Annotated in this window: 21 protein-coding genes and 1 pseudogene; 5 read left to right on the top strand and 17 right to left on the bottom strand. The window is 68.6% G+C overall.

Annotation, left to right across the window (positions count from 1 at the left end; genetic code table 11):
* Window positions 1–44: 44 nt before the first annotated feature.
* On the bottom strand, window positions 45–869 hold the full coding sequence (fdhD, locus tag G6N66_RS07665; protein WP_085236153.1) for a formate dehydrogenase accessory sulfurtransferase FdhD: 825 nt from the start codon (window positions 867–869) through the stop codon (window positions 45–47).
* Window positions 870–894: 25 nt separating this feature from the next.
* Window positions 895–1,874: pseudogene (locus G6N66_RS07660) on the bottom strand (NAD-dependent epimerase/dehydratase family protein).
* A 176-nt stretch (window positions 1,875–2,050) separates the two neighbouring features.
* Here G6N66_RS07660 and G6N66_RS07655 point away from each other — a divergent pair.
* Window positions 2,051–2,776 carry a GAF and ANTAR domain-containing protein gene (locus tag G6N66_RS07655; protein WP_139825528.1) on the top strand — a complete coding sequence of 242 codons (726 nt, stop codon included), beginning with the start codon at window positions 2,051–2,053 and terminating at the stop codon, window positions 2,774–2,776.
* A 3-nt stretch (window positions 2,777–2,779) separates the two neighbouring features.
* On the opposite strand, the gene G6N66_RS07650 is transcribed toward G6N66_RS07655, so the two are convergent.
* The 4 genes from G6N66_RS07650 to rplS are packed head-to-tail and all read right to left on the bottom strand — an operon-like array spanning window position 2,780 to window position 5,084.
* Entirely contained in the window at window positions 2,780–3,085 is a 306-nt protein-coding gene (locus G6N66_RS07650; protein WP_007171389.1) for a DUF2469 domain-containing protein, read from the bottom strand.
* A 60-nt stretch (window positions 3,086–3,145) separates the two neighbouring features.
* Complete coding sequence (locus tag G6N66_RS07645; protein ID WP_085236155.1) at window positions 3,146–3,865, bottom strand: ribonuclease HII; 720 nt, start codon at window positions 3,863–3,865, stop codon at window positions 3,146–3,148.
* 2 nt (window positions 3,866–3,867) lie between these two features.
* A complete protein-coding gene (gene lepB / locus G6N66_RS07640) occupies window positions 3,868–4,698 on the bottom strand; it encodes a signal peptidase I (RefSeq protein ID WP_085236157.1) in 831 nt (276 codons plus the stop codon).
* Window positions 4,699–4,742: 44 nt separating this feature from the next.
* Window positions 4,743–5,084, bottom strand: coding sequence for a 50S ribosomal protein L19 (rplS, locus tag G6N66_RS07635; RefSeq protein WP_085236159.1), 342 nt, complete (start codon window positions 5,082–5,084; stop codon window positions 4,743–4,745).
* Window positions 5,085–5,326: 242 nt separating this feature from the next.
* On the opposite strand from rplS, the gene G6N66_RS07630 reads away from it, so the two are divergent.
* A complete protein-coding gene (locus G6N66_RS07630; RefSeq protein WP_085236161.1) occupies window positions 5,327–6,286 on the top strand; it encodes a serine hydrolase in 960 nt (319 codons plus the stop codon).
* A 93-nt stretch (window positions 6,287–6,379) separates the two neighbouring features.
* Here the strand turns inward: G6N66_RS07630 and trmD are convergent, their stop codons facing one another.
* The 6 genes from trmD to G6N66_RS07600 form a co-directional block, all read right to left on the bottom strand.
* Window positions 6,380–7,081 (bottom strand): tRNA (guanosine(37)-N1)-methyltransferase TrmD, encoded by a 702-nt coding sequence (gene trmD, locus G6N66_RS07625; protein ID WP_085236163.1) that lies wholly within the window; start codon window positions 7,079–7,081, stop codon window positions 6,380–6,382.
* A gap of 5 nt (window positions 7,082–7,086) precedes the next feature.
* Window positions 7,087–7,611 (bottom strand): ribosome maturation factor RimM, encoded by a 525-nt coding sequence (gene rimM / locus G6N66_RS07620; protein ID WP_085236165.1) that lies wholly within the window; start codon window positions 7,609–7,611, stop codon window positions 7,087–7,089.
* A gap of 14 nt (window positions 7,612–7,625) precedes the next feature.
* A complete protein-coding gene (locus G6N66_RS07615) occupies window positions 7,626–7,868 on the bottom strand; it encodes an RNA-binding protein (protein ID WP_003878715.1) in 243 nt (80 codons plus the stop codon).
* 2 nt (window positions 7,869–7,870) lie between these two features.
* Window positions 7,871–8,434, bottom strand: coding sequence for a 30S ribosomal protein S16 (gene rpsP / locus G6N66_RS07610; RefSeq protein WP_085236167.1), 564 nt, complete (start codon window positions 8,432–8,434; stop codon window positions 7,871–7,873).
* A gap of 161 nt (window positions 8,435–8,595) precedes the next feature.
* A complete protein-coding gene (locus tag G6N66_RS07605) occupies window positions 8,596–9,015 on the bottom strand; it encodes a nuclear transport factor 2 family protein (protein WP_085236169.1) in 420 nt (139 codons plus the stop codon).
* Window positions 8,990–10,015: an AraC family transcriptional regulator gene (locus tag G6N66_RS07600; protein ID WP_085236171.1), complete on the bottom strand. Its 1,026-nt coding sequence runs from the start codon at window positions 10,013–10,015 to the stop codon at window positions 8,990–8,992. The genes G6N66_RS07605 and G6N66_RS07600 overlap by 26 nt, the downstream gene beginning before the upstream one ends.
* A 71-nt stretch (window positions 10,016–10,086) precedes the next feature.
* Here G6N66_RS07600 and G6N66_RS07595 point away from each other — a divergent pair, with 71 nt between their 5' ends.
* Both G6N66_RS07595 and G6N66_RS07590 read left to right on the top strand, forming a co-directional pair.
* Window positions 10,087–11,877 carry an N-acyl-D-amino-acid deacylase family protein gene (locus G6N66_RS07595; RefSeq protein WP_085236173.1) on the top strand — a complete coding sequence of 597 codons (1,791 nt, stop codon included), beginning with the start codon at window positions 10,087–10,089 and terminating at the stop codon, window positions 11,875–11,877.
* Window positions 11,878–11,901: 24 nt separating this feature from the next.
* A complete protein-coding gene (locus G6N66_RS07590; protein ID WP_085236175.1) occupies window positions 11,902–12,777 on the top strand; it encodes a D-alanyl-D-alanine carboxypeptidase family protein in 876 nt (291 codons plus the stop codon).
* 17 nt (window positions 12,778–12,794) lie between these two features.
* Here G6N66_RS07590 and G6N66_RS07585 read toward each other — a convergent pair whose 3' ends face one another.
* From G6N66_RS07585 to ffh, 5 genes are read right to left on the bottom strand one after another with little or no spacing between them, the layout of a single operon-like run.
* Window positions 12,795–13,388: a TetR/AcrR family transcriptional regulator gene (locus G6N66_RS07585; protein WP_085236177.1), complete on the bottom strand. Its 594-nt coding sequence runs from the start codon at window positions 13,386–13,388 to the stop codon at window positions 12,795–12,797.
* Between the two features lie 4 nt (window positions 13,389–13,392).
* Window positions 13,393–15,195 (bottom strand): N-acyl-D-amino-acid deacylase family protein, encoded by a 1,803-nt coding sequence (locus G6N66_RS07580; RefSeq protein ID WP_085236179.1) that lies wholly within the window; start codon window positions 15,193–15,195, stop codon window positions 13,393–13,395.
* 47 nt (window positions 15,196–15,242) lie between these two features.
* Window positions 15,243–16,829 carry a serine/threonine-protein kinase gene (locus G6N66_RS07575; protein WP_085236181.1) on the bottom strand — a complete coding sequence of 529 codons (1,587 nt, stop codon included), beginning with the start codon at window positions 16,827–16,829 and terminating at the stop codon, window positions 15,243–15,245.
* The gene (locus tag G6N66_RS07570; protein ID WP_139825529.1) at window positions 16,829–17,911 is read right to left on the bottom strand and encodes a metal-dependent hydrolase family protein; all 1,083 of its coding nucleotides are present in this window, start codon (window positions 17,909–17,911) and stop codon (window positions 16,829–16,831) included. The genes G6N66_RS07575 and G6N66_RS07570 overlap by 1 nt, the downstream gene beginning before the upstream one ends.
* A gap of 12 nt (window positions 17,912–17,923) precedes the next feature.
* Window positions 17,924–19,471 (bottom strand): signal recognition particle protein, encoded by a 1,548-nt coding sequence (ffh, locus tag G6N66_RS07565; protein ID WP_085236185.1) that lies wholly within the window; start codon window positions 19,469–19,471, stop codon window positions 17,924–17,926.
* A gap of 56 nt (window positions 19,472–19,527) precedes the next feature.
* Here ffh and G6N66_RS07560 point away from each other — a divergent pair, with 56 nt between their 5' ends.
* Complete coding sequence (locus G6N66_RS07560; RefSeq protein WP_085236187.1) at window positions 19,528–20,322, top strand: alpha/beta hydrolase; 795 nt, start codon at window positions 19,528–19,530, stop codon at window positions 20,320–20,322.
* Window positions 20,323–20,342 lie beyond the last annotated feature (20 nt).

Below are 20,342 nucleotides of genomic sequence, written 5' to 3'. Positions count from 1 at the left end.
TCACGTTATGGGGGCAACAAGCCGGGTTATCCCCAGTCGGCCCTCTATCCGCAGATGCGGTCGGCCCGGGTGTAGACGTTCATCGAGTCCTCCCGCAGGAACGCCACCAGCGTGATCCCAGACTCCTCGGCCAGCGAGACCGCCAGCGACGACGGCGCCGACACGGCGGCCAACATCGGGATCCCGGCCAGCAACGCCTTCTGGGTCAACTCGAAGGACGCCCGCCCGCTGACCAACAGCACCGACGCGCTCAGCGGAACCCGGTCCTGCTCCACCGCCCAGCCGATGACCTTGTCGACGGCGTTGTGCCGGCCGATGTCTTCGCGCACGACGAGCATGGTGCCGTCCACGGCGAACAACGCCGCCGCGTGCAGCCCGCCGGTGCTGGCGAAAACCTTTTGCGCGCTGCGCAGTTGGCCGGGCATCGCCCTGAGCGTGGCCGCCGCCACCGTGGCGGGATCGTCGCCGGGTGAGTACCGGCTGATCAACCGCACCGCGTCCAGCGATGCCTTGCCGCACACCCCGCACGACGAGGTGGTGTAGAAGTTGCGCGTGATGTCGAGATTGGGCGGCCGGACGCCCGGGGCCAGCGTCGCGTCCAGCACGTTGTAGGTGTTGACCCCGTCGTCGTCGCGGCCGCCGCAGTAGCGGATGGTCAGTACATCCTCGCGGCCCCCGATAACCCCTTCGGTGAGCAGAAAGCCTTGCGCGAGTTCGATATCGGAGCCGGGTGTGCGCATCGTGACCGTGATCGGCGTGCCGTCGACGCGGATCTCCAGCGGTTCCTCGACGGCCAGGGTTTCCGATCGGGTGATCGCCTGTTCGGCGCTGAGGTGTCTCACCCGCCGCCGCGCGGTTACGTGTCCCACCGGTCAATTGTGGCTTAGCGGTGTCTCACACCGCTTGGGCCAACGCCGCCAGGGTCTCGGCCGACGAATGTGTGGGGTGCCAGCCCAGTTCCCGTTGCGCTTTGCGAGTGTCCATCACCACCGACGTCCTCGCCACATGCAGCCATTCGACGAGCGAAGGAACAAACGGCAGATGGGAGATCGCCGCGGACGCCGCCGACGCGGCGCTCGCCGGAACCCGTACCCCGCGGCCGCCCAGCGCATTGGCCACGTCCGTGATCGTCACTTCGCCGCCAGCGGCGATGTTGTACGCGCCGGGCGGCACCGGGGCGGTGGCCGCCAGCGCGATCGCGGTCGCGACGTCATCGTGGTGCACCAGTTGCAGCGGAAAGCCCGGGTCCGGCACGACCGGCTTGAGCAGCGGCACCGCCCTGGCGACCGCCCGCACCGGGCCAGGCAGCCGCTTCCACGGCATCGCGTCCGCCAGCGCGTGGGCCTTGGGCCCCGCGACCACGCACGGCCGCAGCACGAAGACCTCCAACGACGAACCCTTGGTGATCTCCGCGAGTGCGGCCTCGCACGCCGCCTCTGCTCGGAGTAATAGTGCTCGGCGGATCCACGCGTCGGCACGTCCTCGGTGAGCGGCACGGGATTGTCGGAGTGGTAGCCGTAGGCCGCCACCGACGACGTGTAGACCAGCCGCCGCGGCCGCGCAGCGGCGACCGTGGCCTCGAACACGTTACGGGTGCCCTGCAGGTTGACTTTCGCGCTCTCGTCCCGCGAACCCATGATGATGAAAGCCAAGTGGACCACCACGTCGGCCTGGCCGACCAATGCGTCGACCGCGTCGCGGTCCAGAATGTCGCCCTGCTGGTAGCGGGTCTTCACCCATCCCCGTGTCGACGGCTCGAACGGCCGGCGCGCCATCGCGACGATCTTGTCCACCGCGGGTTCGCGCTCGAGCGCCGTCATCGCCGAGACGCCGATCTCCCCGGTCGGCCCCGTGACGGCGACAGTGATTCCCATTCGCTTTGGCTTTCCCACCAGCCAGGTAAGCCAAACACCGGCCGATTTCGGCCGCCGAACGGTGTGAAGGCAGCCGGCACGGCTATCCAAGGACGAGCCAATGTGTGAAGCTCGGCAAACAGCGAAAAGCAAACACTGGGGAAGACTTGGCCGATGAACCGAACGCCGAGGCAGAGATGACACCACCGGGCGGCATGACAGCGGACCCCGGGACGGTTTTCTCTGCCCTGGCCGAGATCATCTACCAGGGCTCCGACGCCGGCGAGATGTACTCCGCCATCTGCGTGGCGGCCACCATGATCGTCCCGGGCTGTGACCACGCCAGCCTGCTGATCCGGAAGAGCGACGGCAGCTATGCCACCGCGGGCGCGAGCTCCCGGCTCGCGCAGCATGTCGACGACCTGGAACGGCGCGCCGGCGACGGACCCTGCATCGACGCCATCGAAGAGGAAGCCCCGCAGATCGAACCGGACCTGACCACGCCGTCGCAGTGGCCCAAACTGGCGGCCGCGCTGCTCGCCGAGACTCCGGTGCGCGGCGCCATGGGATTTCGCATCCTGGTCGACAAACGCAAGGGCGCCACGCTCAACCTGTTCAGCGAGACCGCGGGCGTATTCGACGCCGAGGCCGCCGGACGGGCGGCGGTGCTCGCCTCGTTCGCGAGCGTGGCCATCAACGCGATCGCCAAGGGCGAAGACGCCTCCAGCCTGCGGCGGGGACTGGTCAGCAATCGCGAGATCGGCAAGGCGGTCGGCATGTTGATGACCCTGCACGATTTAAGCGAGCAGGAGGCGTTTGACCTGCTGCGACGCCACTCCCAGAGCTTCAACATCAAGCTCGCCGACGTGGCGCGGCTCGTCATCGATCACCGCGGCCGCCTGCCCTCCGAGCCGACGGCATAGCGGCTATTCGGGCAGCCGCAGCTCGGGCTTCTCGACTTCCTCGATGTTGACGTCCTTGAAGGTGACCACCCGCACCTGCTTGACGAACCGTGCCGGCCGGTACATGTCCCACACCCAGGCGTCGGACAAGCGCAACTCGAAATAGACTTCGCCGTCGGCGTTGCGGGGCACCATCTCCACGCTGTTGGCCAGGTAGAAGCGCCGCTCGGTTTCCACGACGTAGCTGAACTGGCCGACGATGTCCTTGTATTCGCGGTACAGCGAGAGCTCCATCTCGGTTTCATACTTTTCGAGATCTTCAGCACTCATGGGGCACTCATCTGCTCAGACGTCCTTCTCCCTGCCAGTGGGAACTGATCTCATCTTTCCTCAACGGTATTCGCCATGCTCGTCCGGAGGGTCGGGAAGGCATTCGGCCACCAGCCGGGTGTTCGACCCGTTCGCCACCCGCCGGACGTTGATGAACGAATACCGGTGCTCCGGGCACGGACCCAGCCGGGTCAGCGCCAGGCTGTGCGCGGGCGTGCTGTATCCCTTGTGTTCGGCGAAGCCGTAGCCCGGGTGGTCGGCGTCCATCGCGACCATGAAACGGTCCCGGCTCACCTTGGCCAGCACACTGGCCGCGGCAATGCAGGCGGCCGCCGCGTCGCCGCCGACCACCGGCAGCGACGGCACCGTCAGCCCGGGCACCCGAAACCCGTCGCTGAGCACATAGCCCGGCCGCACCGACAGGCCGGCCACGGCGCGACGCATGCCCTCGATGTTGGCCACGTGCACGCCGCGCCGGTCCACCTCGACCGACGGGATGAACACCACGTGGTAGGCCAGCGCGTAGCGGCAGATCAGCGGGAACAGCTTCTCCCGGACCTTCTCCGTAAGCTTCTTCGAATCATCAAGCGCTGCAAGGCTTTCCAGCCTCCCCGGCCCGAGCACACAGGCCGCCACCACCAGGGGCCCGGCGCAGGCGCCGCGGCCCACCTCGTCCACGCCGGCCACCGGTCCGAGACCGCTGCGGTGCAGTGCGGACTCCAGGGTCCGCAATCCCGAAGCTTTGCGGATCACGGTCCGCGGCGGCCACGTGGTGGCCACGGCTAGCGACCCTGCTGTGGGTTCACCGAACCCACGCCACCCCATCGCGACGGCGGCCAGACGATGAACCTCGCCTTGCCGATGACATTGGACACCGGCACGGTGCCCGCCGCCGGGTCCCCGGTGCACAGAATCCCCTTGACCGCATCGGCCGGGGTGCTGTTGCAATGCGCCCGCGAGTCCGCCGAATGCGTCCGGTTGTCGCCCATCACCCACAGCCGCCCCTGCGGGACGGTGACCGGCCCGAACTCGCTGCCCAGGCACGGGTACACCGCCGGGTCGGCCATCATGGTGGCGGAGTTGAGGAACGGCTCCTTCAGCGGCTTGCCGTTGACGGTCAGCCCGGTGTCCGCCCGGCACTGCACCGTCTGCCCACCCACCGCGATGACCCGCTTCACCAGGTCGTTCTCGTCGGGGGGCACGAACCCGATGAACGACAGCGCGTTCTGCACCCAGCGCAGCGCGGTGTTGTGCGAACGGATCGACTTGTAGCCGTAGTTCCAGTTCGGCGGCCCCTTGAAGACGATGACGTCACCCGGCTGCGGGGACCCGAAGCGGTAGGTGAGCTTGTCGACCATGATGCGGTCACCGACGCAGCCCGCGCACCCGTGCAGCGTGGGCTCCATCGATTCCGACGGGATCAGGTACGGACGCGCCACGAACGTCAACATGACGTAGTAGAGCACCACGGCGATGACCGCCAAAAGCGCGAGTTCCCGGAGCGTTGACCGCTTCTTGGGCTCGTCGGCCGCACCGGGCGGCGGGCCCTCCGGGGCCGCTTCGGTTTCGCCGTCGGGCTGAGGCTCAGGTGACGAGTCGGTGGTTTCGGTCACGACATCACACTAGCCAGCACCCGGAAACCACCCGAGCGCACCGGTCAGCGCTTCTCCTTGATCTTGGCCTTCTTGCCACGCAGTTCGCGCAGATAGTACAGCTTGGCGCGACGAACATCGCCGCGCGTCACGACCTCGATGTGGTCGATGTTGGGCGAATGCACCGGAAAGGTCCGCTCGACGCCGACGCCGTAGCTCTCCTTGCGCACGGTGAAGGTCTCCCGGATGCCGCCGCCCTGCCGGCGAATCACGACACCCTTGAACACCTGGATACGTTCCTTGGCGCCCTCGATGACCTTGACGTGCACGTTGATGGTGTCGCCCGGGCCGAAGGCCGGGATATCGTCGCGCAGCGACGTCTGGTCGACGAAGTCCAGCCTGTTCATGAGCTAAGACACTTCCTTGGGGTGTTCGGGCTTCTTCGCGCAGCAGTGAGCGCGCGAGACAACTGGTCAATTGTGCCAGACGCCCCGCTCGCTTTGAAAATCACATGTAAACGCCGCGATTCATGAGCCGCCGTGCGCGCTGGTGAGTGGTACACATTACTGGGGCAAAATGCGCCTGTCGGACACCGGAGGACGCCACAGCAGCCGCATAGCCACCCGAGCTGGAGGAGCAAGAGAAAACGATGCACCCACGGCCGCTCGCACTGCTCAGCGCCATGGCGGTGGTGACGCTCGTGCTGGCGGGATGTGACCAGGCGATCCTCGAGTCGACAGCGCTGAACAAGGCGGCCAAGCCCACGTACAGCGCGCCGGGCTCAGTGCAGCCGCAACCGAAGCTGGCCGACATGCTGCTGCAGGCCGGCGCCCCGCCCGCAATGGCCGAGCGGCCGCCGACTCTCGGTTACTCCGGTCTTAGCGGCGTGCAGGCACGCATCCAGCAGGCCAGCGATCAGGCCGCCGCCGCCGGCGCCAACCTTTCGGTGGCGGTGCTCGATCGGTTCACCCATCAGCTGGTCTCCAATGGCGACGCCCCGATTCCCGGCATCGCGTCGGTGGCCAAGCTGTTCATCGCCGACGATCTGCTGGCGGCCGAATCCGCGGGCAAGACCACGCTGTCGCCGGAAGACCGTCAGGCGATGGACATCATGCTGCAGGCCTCCGACGACGGCGCCGCCGAAAAATTCTGGGGGCAGAACGGCGGCGACGTCATCGTCAGCCAGGTCGCGAACCGGTATGGCCTGGCGGCGACCACACCGCCCGGCGACGGGCGCTGGTGGAACACCATCAGCACGGCGGGCGACTTGGTGCGCTACTACGAAAAGCTGCTCGACGGGGCCGGCGGGCTTCCGCCGGAGCGGGCCAGGATGATCATCAACGATCTGGCCCAGTCGACGCCCAACGGCAACGACGGCTATCCCCAGCGGTTCGGGATCCCCGACGGCCTGTACGCCGAACCGGTCGCGGTCAAGCAGGGCTGGATGTGTTGCATCGGCGCCGACTGGATGCATCTGTCCACCGGCGTGATCGGCGCGGACCGGCGCTACATCATGGTGATCGAGTCGCTGCAGCCCTCCGACGACGCGACCGCGCGAGCCACCATCACCCAGGCCGTCAAGACGATATTCCCCAACGGCCGCATCTAACCCGCGCGCGTAATTAACTAGCCGCGAGCGTGCGCGTCTGTGCAGCGACACGCCGTCGCGGGTGTGCAACTGCGCACGCTCGACGGGGCAGTCCTAGTCCCTGTCGGCGTCCTGACGTAGGTCGGGGCGGCGTTCCCGGGTGCGCTGCAGCGAGACCTCGCGGCGCCAGGCCGCGATGCGGGCATGGTCGCCGGACAGCAGGACTTCCGGGACGTCCAGTCCGCGCCAGCTCGGCGGCCGGGTGTAGCTGGGCCCTTCCAACAGCCCGTCCAGGCCCGGCGAGTGCGAATCCTCTTGCAGCGACGCGGGATTGCCGAGGAACCCCGCCACCAGGCGCAGCACGGCCTCGATCATCACCACGGCCGCGGCCTCGCCGCCGGGCAACACGTAGTCTCCGATCGAGACCTCTTCGACCCGCATCCGCCGGGCGGCGTCGTCGATCACCCGCTGGTCGATGCCTTCGTAACGCCCGCAGGCGAACACCAGGTGCGCCTCGGCGCTCCAGCGCTGCGCGGTCGCCTGGGTGAACAGCGCGCCGGCGGGGGTGGGGACGACCAACAACGTTTCGCCCGAACAGATTTCATCGAGTGCGTCGCCCCACACCGGCGCCCGCATCACCATTCCCGGACCGCCGCCGTATGGAGCGTCGTCCACCGAGCGATGCACGTCATGCGTCCAACGGCGCAGGTCGTGCACGCGCAGGTCGACCAGACCGGACTCAATCGCCTTTCCCGGCAATGATTGTCGCAGCGGGTCCAGGTAGGACGGAAAGATGGTGACGACGTCGACCCTCATGGGCGTCACGTCAAATCCAGCAGGCCGTCGGGCGGGTCGATCAAGACGGTCCCGTCGTCGAGCGAGACCGACGTGACGATCGCACCGACGAACGGCACCAAGACTTCCCCGGAATCGCCCTTGACCGCCAACAGTTCACCGGCCGCGGTGTGCAGCACCTCGGCGACGACGCCGACGTCGGTCCCCGTGACGGTCCGGACCCGAAGGCCCTCCAGTTGGTGGTCGTAGTAGGTATCCGGCTCGTCGATGGGCGGCAGGTCGTCGGAATCGATGACGAACAGGCTGCCGCGCAGCGCGTCGGCCGCGTCGCGGTCGGCCACTCCGGCTAACCGCACCAGCAGCCGTCCACTGTGCTCGCGCGCGCCCTCGACGACATAGCGGCGCTCTTCACCGCCACCGTCACGGGATCGCTTGGCGCGCAACGTAGTACCCGGCGCGAACCGTTCCCCGGGATCGTCGGTGCGGATTTCGACCACGACCTCGCCGCTGACGCCGTGCGCTTTGACCACGCGCCCGACTGTCAGCTCCAAGGCAGCTCCATGAGCTACTGGTCGGTGTCCACCACGTCGACGCGGATGCCGCGGCCGCCGATGCCGGCGACCAGCGTGCGCAACGCCGTCGCGGTGCGTCCCCCGCGACCGATCACCTTGCCCAGATCGTCGGGATGGACATGCACCTCGACCGTGCGCCCGCGCCGGCTGGTGACCATGTCCACCCGGACATCGTCGGGGTTGTCGACGATTCCCCGCACCAGATGCTCGACAGCGTCTACGACAACCGTGCTCATCGTCAGCTTTCCGCGGACTCGGTCTCGGCTGTCTCGGTCGGCTCCGCCGCCTCGGCCGGCGCCTCGGCGGCGGCCTCAGCCACGGCCTCGCCGGCCTCGCCGGCGGGCTCCGCTTCGGCCGCGGGGTGCGCGTCTTCTGCCTCAGGCGTCGCCTCTTCGGTCTTCGCGGCCTTCTTGGCGCCCGCCTTCTTCTTCGGCTTCGCGGCCTCGGTGGTGGGGGCACCCTCGGCGGCCGCCAGCGCGGCGTTGAACAGCTCGAGCTTGCTGGGCTTGGCGGGCTTGACCTTCAGCCGGCCCTCGGCGCCCGGCAGACCCTTGAACTTCTGCCAGTCGCCGGTGATCTGCAGCAGCTTGCGCACCGGTTCGGTGGGCTGCGCGCCCACGGAAAGCCAGTACTGCGCGCGTTCGGAGTCGATCTCGATCAGGCTCGGCTCTTCCTTGGGGTGGTAGCGGCCAATGACCTCGATGGAGCGGCCGTCGCGGCGGGTGCGCGCGTCGGCGACGGCGATGCGGTACTGGGGATTGCGGATTTTGCCAAGCCGAGTGAGCTTGATCTTGACAGCCATGGTTAAGCGACTTCTCCTGTGCGTGTCACGCTGCAATTCAGCGAACCGGGCGGGATGCCCGGATCCGGTTTTGCCTCGCGTGTGTGACCACCGCGCGGCCTTGATCGCGGGGCGGACAGCCGCCCATTGTGCCAGAGCACGGGGTCAGACAGGAAATCCCCTTACTGCACCTTCTGATAGATCTTGGTCTCGACGCGCTTGGTCATCCGCCAGCCCTCGGGGGTGCGCACGAACTCGTCGTCGTACCACAGCCCGCAGAACAGGATCTGGTCGTTATCGCCCGGGAGCACCATCGGGTTGAAGCAGATCACCCGCGACGACGCGGTGTCCCCGTCGACGCGCACCGAGAAGTTGCCCAGCATGTGCGCGTACACCGGGAAGGTGGGCAACACCTCCGACAACCACTTCTTCACCTCGGGGAACTGCCCGTCGATGCCGCCGAGGGCCCGGTAGTCGATGTAGGCATCGGGCGTGAAGACCTTGTCGAGGTCGTCGAAGCGGCGATTGTCGATCGCGGTCGAATAGTCCACCAGCAGCTGCTGGATTTCCAAGCGATCAGAGATCTCTTCCAAGCTCAACATGTGTTGATTGAACACGATCGCGATAACCCCTGGGACCGCAGCCGAACCATCGCCGACAGGACCGGCTGAGCACGCTTTGCTCGGCGTAGCCAAGTTCCCGGGTCAGATGCGACAGGCTGATGTCGGTGTCGCGCAGGTAGTGCTCGGCGGTTTCGCGGCGCACGTCGTCGATGAGTGCGCCGAAGGTGGTGTGCTCGGCGGCCAGTCGGCGGTGCAGCGTCCTGGGATGCAGATCGAACTGGGCCGCGACCAACTCGAGGCTGGCGGTGCCGGTGGGCAGCAGTTGGCGGACCATGGCGCGCACCGACGGGGTCATGCCGCGTTGCTGTGTGGTGATCCCGGTCAGGTACTGCACGACCGCTTGATGGGCGAGCGCGTCCTGGTTGAGCGGGCGTGCGAGGTCGGCCGTGCGGAAGGTGAAGCCCGCCGTGGGTGCGGCGAAGCACGGGCGGCAGCCGAAGTAGCTCAGATAGTCGGCCGTAGGCGTGAGCGGCTGGTGCGGAAGGTGCACCGTCACGGGTGCGTACTGGGCACCGAGCAGGAACCGCATCACCCCCAGCGACACCCCGAGCGAGAGTTCGGTGGTGTGCGGGTGCGGCGGCGGTCGTTCGATGAGGATCTCGAATGCGTAGAACGACTCGTCGCTGTGCGCGCCCGGGAGGATCCGCGCCGAGATGGCCGGGCTGTAGGCCGCCAGGAAGGTTTCCACGATCGTGAAGGCGTCGCCGACGGTGGCCGCGGTGCGGGCGGCGACCCCGACCGGGCCCAGGATTTCGATACCCTGCCGCAGGGCCAATCGCCGCCCGAAATCCGGGGTCGCGGTGCCGGCCGCCGCCGTCTCGACGGCCACGATGAGGCTGCGGTAGGGCAGGAAGGTTTCGTACTCGCCGACATCCGCGGGCCGCAGGCCGGCGCCGCGCAGCAGCTCGGCGGGATCCCCGCCCAGCTCGGCGACGAGGCGCGGATAGCCCGACAACGCCGTCCCACGCACCACCGACATGTCAGCAAATGTCAAATAATTGTCGGCAAGTGTCAAGACTTCGGCGCGGTCGGGGCCGCATGCTAGGAGCCATGAACTTCGACACGATCATCCGCAACGGCCGCTGGTTCGACGGCACCGGCGCCCCCTCGGCCATCCGCAACATCGGCATCCGCGACGGTCACGTCGCGGCGATCAGCGCGCAGCCGCTCGACGACACGGGCTGCGGCCAGGTGATCGATGCCGAGGGCAAGTGGGTGCTGCCCGGCCTGGTCGACATCCACACCCACTACGACGTCGAGGTGCTCGGCGGGCCGTCGCTGTCGGAGTCGCTGCGCCACGGCGTGACGACGGTGATGCTCGGCTCGTGTTCGCTGTCGACCGTGCACGTCGACGGCCAGGACGCCGGCGACCTATTCGGCCGGGTGGAGGCCATCCCCCGCGAGCACGTCATCGGCACCATCGACCAACACAAGACGTGGAGCAACTGCGAGGAATACATCGCCGCGCTCGAGGCGCGGCCGCTGGGGCCCAATGTCGCTGCGTTCATTGGGCATTCGGACATGCGGACCGCGACAATGGGGTTGGACCGCGCCACCCGCAAAGAGGTACGTCCGACCCAAGCCGAACAGAGCCGGATGGAGCAGATGCTGGCGGAGGCTCTAGCAGCCGGGTTCGTCGGAATGTCCTCACAGCAACTGCTTTTCGACAAGCTGGACGGCGAGACGTGCCGATCGCGCACCCTGCCGTCAACCTACGCCAAGCCGCGGGAACTTCGCCGGCTGAAGGCGATGCTGCGCCGCAGCGGACGAGTCCTGCAGGCGGGCCCCGACATTCAGAATCCGTTCAACATCGCCTCCCAGGTGGCGCAGTCGCTGGGCATCGTCCGCAAGCCGCTGAAGACGAGCCTGCTGTCGGCCGCCGACATCAAGGCCAGCCCGTTCTTGATTCCTGCGTTGGGCCCGGGGGCGCGCCTGGTGAACATGTTCGGCGGCGACTTCCGCTGGCAGCACCTGCCGGTGCCGTTCGAGGTGTACGCCGATGGCATCGATCTGGTCATCTTCGAGGAGTTCGGCTCCGGCGCGGCCGCCATGCACCTGAAAGAGCAACTGGCCGAGCGCAACGAGCTGATGCGCGACGAGGGCTACCGCCGGCGGTTCCGCAAGGACTACGACAGCAAGTACGGGCTGCGGGTGTGGCATCGCGACTTCTTCGACGCCGAAATCGTCGAGTGCCCCGACCCGTCGGTGATCGGAAAGTCGTTCGGGCAGGTCGGTATTGACCGCGGCGGGCTGCACCCCGTCGACGCCTTCCTGGACCTGGTCGTCGAGCACGGCACCGCGTTGCGTTGGCGCACAACGATTTCCAACCATCGTCCCGAGGTGCTCAAGAAGGTGGCCCGCGAACCGGGCATCCAGATGGGCTTCTCGGACGCCGGGGCGCACCTGCGCAACATGGCGTTCTACAACTTCGGGCTGCGGCTGCTGCGCCACGTTCACGACGCGCAGCGGGCCGGGACACCGTTCATGAGCATCGAGCAGGCGGTGCACCGGCTCACCGGTGAACTGGCCGACTGGTACCGGATCGACGCCGGGCATCTGCGGCTGGGCGACCGCGCCGATCTGGTGATCGTCGACCCCGCCCACCTCGACGCCTCGCTGGACAGCTACGCCGAGGAGAAGGTCGAGCAGTACGGCGGACTGTCCCGGATGGTCAACCGCAACTACGACACCGTCGCCGCGGTGCTTGTCGGCGGGCGGGCCGTGTTCCTCGACGGGCGGCCCACCGAGGTGCTCGGCACCCAGCGCACCGGCAGCTTCCTGCGGGCCGACACACGGACGTCGGCGCCCGCCGCGCCCGCGCCGGTTACCGCCGGGGTGTAGTCCAGGAAGTTAAACTGAGCGGCCATGCGCAAGCTCATGGCCACCGTCGCGGTGCTGCTCGCGGCCGCTTTCCTCCCGGTCGCCCCGATCGCGCGGGCCGACGTCGAGGTGCAGCCGGCCGGGTCGATGCCGATTCCCGACGGGCCGGCGCAGACCTGGATCGTGGCCGACATGGACAGCGGTCAGATCCTGGCCGCGCGCGACCCGGACGTGATCCATCCGCCGGCGAGCACCATCAAGGTGCTGCTGGCGCTGGTCGCGCTGGACGAGCTGAACCCGAACTCCACCGTCGTCGCCGATGTCGCCGACACCGAAGTCGAGTGCAACTGCGTCGGCATCAAGCCGTTCCGCAGCTACACCGCACGCCAACTGCTTGACGGCCTGCTGCTGGTATCGGGCAACGACGCCGCCAACACGCTGGCCCAGATGCTGGGCGGCCCCAACGCCGCCGTGGCCAAGATGAACGCCAAGGCCGCATCGCTGGGTGCGACGAACACCCACGCGTCGACCCCGTCCGGGTTGGACGGGCCGGGCGGCCCCGGCGCGACGACCGCGCACGACCTGGCCGTCATCTTCCGCGCCGCGATGGGCAACCCGATGTTCGCCCAGATCACCGCCGAGCCGTCGGCGACGTTCCCCACCGACCACGGCGACGAACCCATCGTCAACCAGGACGAGCTGCTGCAGCGCTACCCCGGTGCGCTCGGCGGCAAGACGGGCTACACCGATGCCGCGCGCAAGACGTTCGTGGGCGCGGCCGCGCGCGGAGGCCGCCGGCTGGTGATCGCCATGATGTACGGGCTGGTGAAACCGGGCGGACCGACCTACTGGGATCAGGCCGCCAGCCTGTTCGACTGGGGCTTCGCGCTCCCCCCGCAGTCCAGCGTGGGGTCGCTGTAACTACCGCAAGCCGAGCGTCAGCGCGGTAGGGCCGAGTTCAGCAACGCACTCAGCACCGGAATCCGATGCTGCGCGATCTCCGGTTGCGGCAACACCCCTTCCACCACCGCGGCGCCGTCGAACACGTTGCGCAGCAGTGTCACCAAGACAGGGAACGTTTCCTCCGACACATCCTCGGCGCCCGGCAGCGCCTTGGCCGCGTCGAGGATCTTCGCGCCGTACTGCCCGAGCTCGTGTTGCATTGTGGCCCTGAGCTTTTCGTCGGTGCGCGCGGCGATCACCAACTCGTAGAACACGGCGTTGGTCGGGCCGCTGGTGATGTCCCGCAGGATCGTCAGCGCGGCTTCCAGCGCGGGCTGGTCGGCCGGTATTCCCGCGACCCCCTTGGTGAACGATTCCAGCTGGCGGCGCAGCACCTCGGATGCCGTGGCCGCCATGAAGTCGCCCATCGTTTCGAAGTGCCGGAATAGCGCGCCGACGGACACCCCCGCCCGTCGGGTGACCACCGCCGCCGACGCTCGCGCGTAGCCGACCTCGACGATGGTGTCGATGCAGGCGTCGAGCAGCCGCCCGACGGTTTCCTCGCGGCGTTGCTGCTGGGTCCTGGCCATCGCCTCAGACACCCGAGCCGGCGGGCCGCCGCACGCCGGGCCGCTGCCCCGCGCGCAGGTACCGACCCGACTGCACGGTCTTGCCGTAGCCCTCTCGGAACTCCCCTGCGCGGAACACGACCGCACCGTTCACGCCCGTCGCGACCACGGCCGCGTCGTTGCGGTTGACCATGCGCCGGAGGCCGCCGTAGAACGGAACCGCTTCCTCGTGGTAGGCGTTCACGTCGTCGTTCAATCCCGCCGGGTCGATCACGACGAAATCCGCACGGTCGCCCTCCCGCAGCGTGCCGGCGTCGAGGCCGAACCACTCCGCCAGCTCGCCGGTCAGGCGGTGCACGGCGCTTTCCGTCGACATGAACGGCGCACCGGCGCGGTGGGCGTCCCGGACCCGCTTGAGCAGCTTCACTCCGAAGTTGTAGAACGCCATGTTGCGCAGGTGTGCGCCGGCATCGGAGAAGCCCATGTGAATGCTCTGCTCGACGGCCAGTGCGTCGAGTAGCTTGGGTCGGTGGTTGGCCACGATGGTCGTCCAGCGCACGTTGCGTTCACCGTTGTCGACGAGCACGTCGAGAAACGCGTCCAGCGGATGTAGTTTGCGCTCGTCGGCGATCGCGCCAAAGCTCTTGCCTATTAACGACTTATCGGGGCACTCGACGATCACGGCGTCGTGGAAGTCGCGATGCCACAGCGACGGCCCGAGATTGAGGCGGTCGAACTCGCGCCGGAATCGCCGCCGGTAGTCCTCGTCGGCCAGCAGCTCGTTGCGTTGCAGTTGGTCGCGCAGGTGCAGCGCCGCCGTCCCGGCGCCGAACTCCTCGAACACCGGCAGGTCGATGCCGTCGGAATACAGCTCGAACGGCACCGGAAGGTGCTGAAAACGCACGCTGGAACCCAGCAGCCGGTTCAGCAGGCGGGTCGCGGGACCGAAGAAGTAGACGGCGAGCGGCATGGACTTGGCGTCCGCAGACACCAGCAGGCTCATCCGAACACCCTTGCGCCAGTTGAAGATCCGGCTGCTGGCGAGAAAGAACAGCAGCCCGGACGCCGCCTTGGCGACATTGGGTGCGCTCTGCAGAATCCGGCCGTGCTTGCGCAGCACCTTGATCAGCCGGCGCCGCTCCCGCCAGGTCGCGAAGGTGGACGGCAGCGCGCGAGACCGGAAGCGGTCGCCGTCGAGCTTGTCGATGGCGGCGTCCATCCCCGACATGCCCAGCATGCCGGCGTCCAGCGCGTCGTCGAGCAGCGCCGCCATCTTGTGCAGCTCGGCGTCGGTGGGCCGGACCGCGTCGTCGGTGGCGCGATCCAGACCCAGCACCGCGGTCCGCAGGTCCGAATGGCCAAGCAGGGAACTGACATTCGGCCCGAGCGGCAACGCGTCGAGCGCCTCGATGTACTCGGCGGGCGTCGACCAGGTCTTGTTGGCTTCCAGCGCACCCAACACGTACTGGCGCGGCACCGCCTCGACCCGGCTGAACAGGTCGGCCGCGTCCTCGGCGTCGGCGTACACCGTCGACAGCGAGCACATACCCAACAGCACGGTGGTGACGCCGTGGCGCACCGATTCCCGCAGACCCGGATCCAGCAGCACCTCGGCGTCGTAGTGGGTGTGCACGTCGAGGAAGCCCGGCACGACCCACTTACCCGCCGCGTCGATCACCTCGGGGCAGCCGGTCTCGTCCAGATGGTCGTCGGCCGCCTCGGAAACCTTGGCCACGATGCCGTCGCGGATGCCCAGGGTGCGGGTGTGGGGCGCGTTGCCCGTGCCGTCGAACCACAAGCCGTCGCGGATGATCACGTCGTAGGGCATGCGCCGAAGCTAACATAGATAGCGACCGCTCGCAATCTTTCGGCGCTTCACCGTCCCGGCGTGGGTTCGTCCGCGGGGCTGTCACCAATGGTGGCCGGGTCGGGCACGTTGACCGCCGGCGGCACGTCGCCGCTGCGCGTGGCCAGCGCGGGAATCCGGATCACCGCCGCGCGCTGGCCGCATTCGTTGGTTTGCACCCTGACTTCCTCTTCGCCGACCAAGTCGCCCTGCGGCCGGGGTCGCAGCGACAGCACCTTCGTCGTGGTCTCGGTCTGCGCGATCCCGTTGCCTGCGAGGCAGGGGAACTGATTCGTTTCCGGGCGGGACTGCCACAAACCGTCGCCGAACTGCATGACGAGCGTGCCGGTCGGGGGCGACGCCGCCTGCGTGTGCTCGTCGTCGTCGAGTTGCGTGGCGGCGGCGGTGCACGTCGTCGCGCTGCACGACGAACGGAAAGCCCACCAGGTTTGCACGTTCGGCGGTTGCGGATCGGGGACGTAATTGAAGGTCTGCTTGGCGCGTTCCACCTCGAGGCGATAGGTGCCGTCCAGCGGCACGGGCGCCGACGGCGCGGTGCTGGTCGGCGCGGCGGCCGGCGGCCGGGACGTTGGGCGGGCCGGGTCTGCGGCGGGCTCGCTCCGGTGCCCGACGTCCCGGATGCCAAAGCCGACGGCGACGAGCGCGACGAGCACCACCATCGCCGCGGCCGCCAACCACAGCCCCACCCTCCGCTTTTTCGCTGGGGCCACCGGTGGCGCCTCGGGGTGCACCGTGGCGGGCGGGCTCACGCGCTCCGGCTTCTTCGCGTGCCGGGCCTGCGGGGCCGGTTCGGGGGCGTGGTCGTGGGGCGCCGGGGCGCTCAGCACAGCACTCGACGCGCCCGTCTGTTCGTTGGCCGCGTCGGCGAAGTCACCGCAACTGTCGAACCGGTCCGTGGGCCGGTGGGCAAGCGCCCGGGAGAACACCCCGTCGAGGCGGGCCAGTTCCGGACGCTGATCGCTGAGCCGGGGCGGCTCGTCGACCGGCGGCGCACCCGTCAGCAGGTGAAAAGCCGTGGCCGCCAGGGCGTACTGGTCGGCGCGGCCGTCGATCTCGGCGCCGGCCAGCTGCTCGGGCGCGGCATATCCGACCGAGCCGGTGCGAGGCGCTATCCCGAAGTCGGCCAACAGGATTCGTTGCTCGCCGGCGGCGGGACCGGACAGCAGGATGTTGGCGGGTTTGACGTCACGATGCAGCAACCCGCGGGCATGGGCGTGGTCGAGGGCTGACGCAGCCGCTGTGATGATCGCGAGCACCTCGCCCGCCGGTGACACGGCCGGGAAGCGCTCGGCCATCAGCTGGGCGGCGCTGCCGCCCTCGACGTAGTCCATCGCGGTCCACAGCCGCCCGTCGAACTCACCGCGGGCATGCACCTCCACGATCTGCGGGTGGAAGACGTTCGCGACGAGGGCCGTCTCCGTCGCGAACCGCTGTCGAAATTCCTCGTCCGACGAGAGCTGCGGCGCAAGGACTTTCAGCGCCACCCAGCGCTGCGATCGGGAATCCTGGGCAAGGTAGACCTCGCCCGTCACCCCGGACCCGAGCCTTCGCGCCACCGTGTAACCGGCAAACGTCGCGCCGCTGGCTAGCGCCATCAACCAAGCCTAGGCCGAAACGTCTTGCCCCGCAGGATGACCAGATCGGGGCGGCGCAGCACCGCGGGCCCCTGCCGCGGGTCCTCCGAAAAGCACAACAGGTCGGCCGATGCCCCGTGATCCAGCGCGGGGCGGCCCAGCCAGCGGCGGGCATCCCAGCACGCGGCACCCAACGCCTCGGTCGGGCTCATCCCGATCCCCTTGAGTGCCTCGACCTCGTCGGCGATTCGCCCGGGGGCAACCATGGTGCCGGCATCGCTGCCGGCGTAGATCGGCACACCCGCATCGCGTGCCGCAGCCAGCCGGGGCAGCGCGCGGGCGCGCAGTTCGCGCATGTGGGCGGCATAGAGCGGGTAGCGCTCGGCCGCCTTGGTGGCGATGCCGGTGAAGTTCTCGAGGATGTTGACCAGCGTCGGCACCAGTACGGTTCGGTGCTCGACCATCAGCTCAATGGTGTCGTCGGTGAGCCCGGTGCCGTGCTCGATGCAGTCGATGCCGGCGCTGATCAGGCCGGGCAACGCGTCCTCGCTGAAGACGTGCGCGGTGACCCGGGCGCCGTGCGCGTGCGCGGTGTCGATGGCGGCCTTGAGCACGTCGTCGGACCACAGCGGGGCGAGATCGCCGACCGAGCGGTCGATCCAGTCGCCCACCAGCTTGATCCAGCCGTCGCCGCGGCGGGCCTGCTCGGCGACCGCCGCGGGGAGCTCGGATTCGTCCTCCAGCTCGACGGAGAAGCCGGCCTGATACCGCTTGGGCCGGGCCAGGTGCTTACCGGCGCGGATGATGCGGGGCAGGTCGTCGTGGTCGTCGAGGCTGCGGGTGTCCGTCGGTGAGCCGCAGTCGCGCAACAGCAGCGCGCCCACGTCGCGCTCGGCTTCGGCCTGCGCGATCGCCTCGTCGAGCGGGATTTCGCCGTGATCGCCCAGCCCGACGTGGCAGTGCGCGTCCACCAGCCCGGGCAGGATCCACCCGCCATCAAAGACGGTGTCGGCGTTGGCGATTGGCTCGCGGCTGATGCGCCCGTCGACCACCCAGAGTTCGATCGCGTCCTCGTCGGGCAGCCCGACACCGCGCACGTGCATCCGCACGGGCGGCTATTTCTGTCCCGGGAACTTCAGCTTGGACAGATCGAAGTCGGCCAGCCCGGGCGGCAACTCGTTGAGCCCCTCGGGCATCTGCGACAGGTCGGGGAACCCGGCCGGCATGCCAGCACCGAACGGGCTCTTGACCTTCGGCGGCGTCGGGCCGCGCCCGCCCTTCTTGCCCTTTTTGTTCTTGCCGCCCTTGGACTTTCGCGTCGCGGACTTGCGGCCGATGCCGGGGATGCCCATGCCGCCGAGCATTGACGACATCATCTTGCGGGCCTCGAAGAAGCGGTCGACGAGCTGGTTGACCTCGGACACGGTCACGCCCGAGCCGTTGGCGATGCGCAGCCGGCGCGAGGCGTTGATGATCTTGGGATCGGCCCGCTCCTGCGGGGTCATGCCGCGGATGATGGCCTGGAGCCGGTCGAGTTGTTTGTCGTCGACGGCGGCGAGCGCGTCCTTCATCTGCCCGGCGCCGGGCAGCATGCCCAGCAGGTTGCCGATCGGGCCCATCTTGCGCACGGCGAGCATCTGCTCGAGGAAATCCTCCAGGGTCAGCTCGCCGGTGCCGATCTTGGCGGCGGCCTCCTCGGCCTTCTGCGCGTCGAAGACCTGCTCGGCCTGTTCGATCAGGCTCAGCACGTCGCCCATGCCCAGGATGCGGCTGGCCATCCGGTCCGGGTGGAAGACGTCGAAGTCCTCCAGCTTCTCGCCGCTGGACGCGAACAGGATCGGAACGCCCGTCACCTCGCGCACCGACAGCGCCGCACCGCCGCGGGCGTCGCCGTCGAGCTTGGTGAGGACGACACCGGTGAACCCGACGCCCTCGCCGAAGGCCTGCGCGGTGGCGACGGCGTCCTGGCCGATCATCGCGTCCAGGACGAAGATCGTCTCGTCGGGGTGGACGGCGTCGCGGATCGCGGCGGCCTGGGCCATCAGCTCCTCGTCGATGCCGAGGCGCCCGGCGGTGTCGACGATGACGACGTCGAAGTGTTTGGCGCGGGCCTCCTCGAGACCGGCTGCGGCGACGGCGACGGGGTCGCCGGGGCCGGACTCCGGTGAGGCTCCAGGGTGTGGCGCGAACACGGTCACGCCGGCGCGCTCGCCGACGACCTGCAGCTGGTTCACCGCGGCGGGCCGCTGCAGGTCGCACGCCACCAGCAACGGGGTGTGACCCTTGCCGCGCAGCCAGGCGGCCAGCTTGCCGGCCAGCGTCGTCTTGCCGGAGCCCTGCAGGCCGGCGAGCATGATCACGGTCGGCGGCGTTTTCGCGAACGCCAGCTGGCGGGTCTCGCCGCCGAGGATGCCGATGAGCTCCTCGTTGACGATCTTGACGACCTGCTGCGCCGGGTTGAGCGCACCGGACACCTCGGCGCCGCGGGCGCGTTCCTTGATCCGGTGCACGAACGCGCGGACCACGGGCAGCGACACGTCGGCTTCCAGCAGCGCCAGCCGGATTTCGCGGGTGGTGGCGTCGATGTCGGCGTCGGTCAGGCGGCCTTTGCCGCGCAGCCCCGCCAGGGCACCGGTCAGCCGATCGGACAGCGATTCAAACACGCCCGCCAGCCTAGCGGGCTCTTGACGCGGCGATCACCGCCAGCAAAAGTCACCCCATGCTCGAGGTGATCGACAAGGGGTCAACCAGCCCGGCGCATCCGGTGCCGCTGCTGTTCGTGCACGGCGGCTGGCACGGCGCGTGGTGTTGGGACGACCACTTCCTGGACTTCTTCGCCGAGGCCGGCTACCGCGCGGTCGCCGTGAGCCTGCGCGGGCACGGCGCCAGCCCGACGGACAAGCCGCTGCAGCACGTGTCCATCGCCGACTACCTCGACGACGTCCGGTCGGTGGCCGACGACTTGAGCGCGGAAGGCGGTCACCCGGTGCTGATCGGCCATTCCCTCGGCGGTTACGTGATCCAGCGCTATCTCGAAGACCGATCGGCGCCGGCCGCCGTGCTGGTGGGGTCGCTGCCCCCGTCCGGGGTGCTGGGGACGGCGCTGCGGGTCTGGCGCCGTCGCCCGCAGATGTCGATCAAGTCGTTCAACGACCCCACCCTGGTCAAGTTCCTGTACAACGCGAAGCTGGCCCGCGGATACCTGTTCTGCAAGGACACCCCCGAGGACATCGTGCTGTCCTGCTGGGACCGCGCCGGACCCGAGAGCATCCGCGCGGCGATGAAGGAACCGATGGTTCGCCGGGTCCAAACCCAGCGGGTCACCACCCCGATGCTGGTCCTCGGCGCCACCCACGACGGCTTCGTCAGCGTCCGCGCGGTGCGCGCCACGGCGCGCGCCTACGGGACCACGGCGGAATTCTTCGCGATGGGGCACAACATGATGCTCGAACCCGGCTGGCGCGAAGTCGCCGGACGCATCGACGCGTGGCTGGACGCCCGCCAGCGTGTATAACGTTTGGCGAGTATCCATGA

It is taken from the genome of Mycobacterium conspicuum, assembly GCF_010730195.1.
Classification (GTDB): domain Bacteria; phylum Actinomycetota; class Actinomycetes; order Mycobacteriales; family Mycobacteriaceae; genus Mycobacterium; species Mycobacterium conspicuum.
This window is presented reverse-complemented; position numbering and strand designations above follow the sequence as displayed.

Coding starts and splice junctions, on each gene's coding strand:
- G6N66_RS07655 (WP_139825528.1), top strand. CDS start 2,051: ATGACACCACCGGGCGGCATGACAGCGGACCCCGGGACGGTTTTCTCT.
- G6N66_RS07650 (WP_007171389.1), bottom strand. CDS start 3,085: ATGAGTGCTGAAGATCTCGAAAAGTATGAAACCGAGATGGAGCTCTCG.
- rplS (WP_085236159.1), bottom strand. CDS start 5,084: ATGAACAGGCTGGACTTCGTCGACCAGACGTCGCTGCGCGACGATATC.
- G6N66_RS07630 (WP_085236161.1), top strand. CDS start 5,327: ATGCACCCACGGCCGCTCGCACTGCTCAGCGCCATGGCGGTGGTGACG.
- trmD (WP_085236163.1), bottom strand. CDS start 7,081: ATGAGGGTCGACGTCGTCACCATCTTTCCGTCCTACCTGGACCCGCTG.
- G6N66_RS07615 (WP_003878715.1), bottom strand. CDS start 7,868: ATGAGCACGGTTGTCGTAGACGCTGTCGAGCATCTGGTGCGGGGAATC.
- rpsP (WP_085236167.1), bottom strand. CDS start 8,434: ATGGCTGTCAAGATCAAGCTCACTCGGCTTGGCAAAATCCGCAATCCC.
- G6N66_RS07605 (WP_085236169.1), bottom strand. CDS start 9,015: ATGTTGAGCTTGGAAGAGATCTCTGATCGCTTGGAAATCCAGCAGCTG.
- G6N66_RS07600 (WP_085236171.1), bottom strand. CDS start 10,015: ATGTCGGTGGTGCGTGGGACGGCGTTGTCGGGCTATCCGCGCCTCGTC.
- G6N66_RS07595 (WP_085236173.1), top strand. CDS start 10,087: ATGAACTTCGACACGATCATCCGCAACGGCCGCTGGTTCGACGGCACC.
- G6N66_RS07590 (WP_085236175.1), top strand. CDS start 11,902: ATGCGCAAGCTCATGGCCACCGTCGCGGTGCTGCTCGCGGCCGCTTTC.
- G6N66_RS07585 (WP_085236177.1), bottom strand. CDS start 13,388: ATGGCCAGGACCCAGCAGCAACGCCGCGAGGAAACCGTCGGGCGGCTG.
- G6N66_RS07580 (WP_085236179.1), bottom strand. CDS start 15,195: ATGCCCTACGACGTGATCATCCGCGACGGCTTGTGGTTCGACGGCACG.
- G6N66_RS07575 (WP_085236181.1), bottom strand. CDS start 16,829: ATGGCGCTAGCCAGCGGCGCGACGTTTGCCGGTTACACGGTGGCGCGA.
- G6N66_RS07570 (WP_139825529.1), bottom strand. CDS start 17,911: ATGCACGTGCGCGGTGTCGGGCTGCCCGACGAGGACGCGATCGAACTC.
- G6N66_RS07560 (WP_085236187.1), top strand. CDS start 19,528: ATGCTCGAGGTGATCGACAAGGGGTCAACCAGCCCGGCGCATCCGGTG.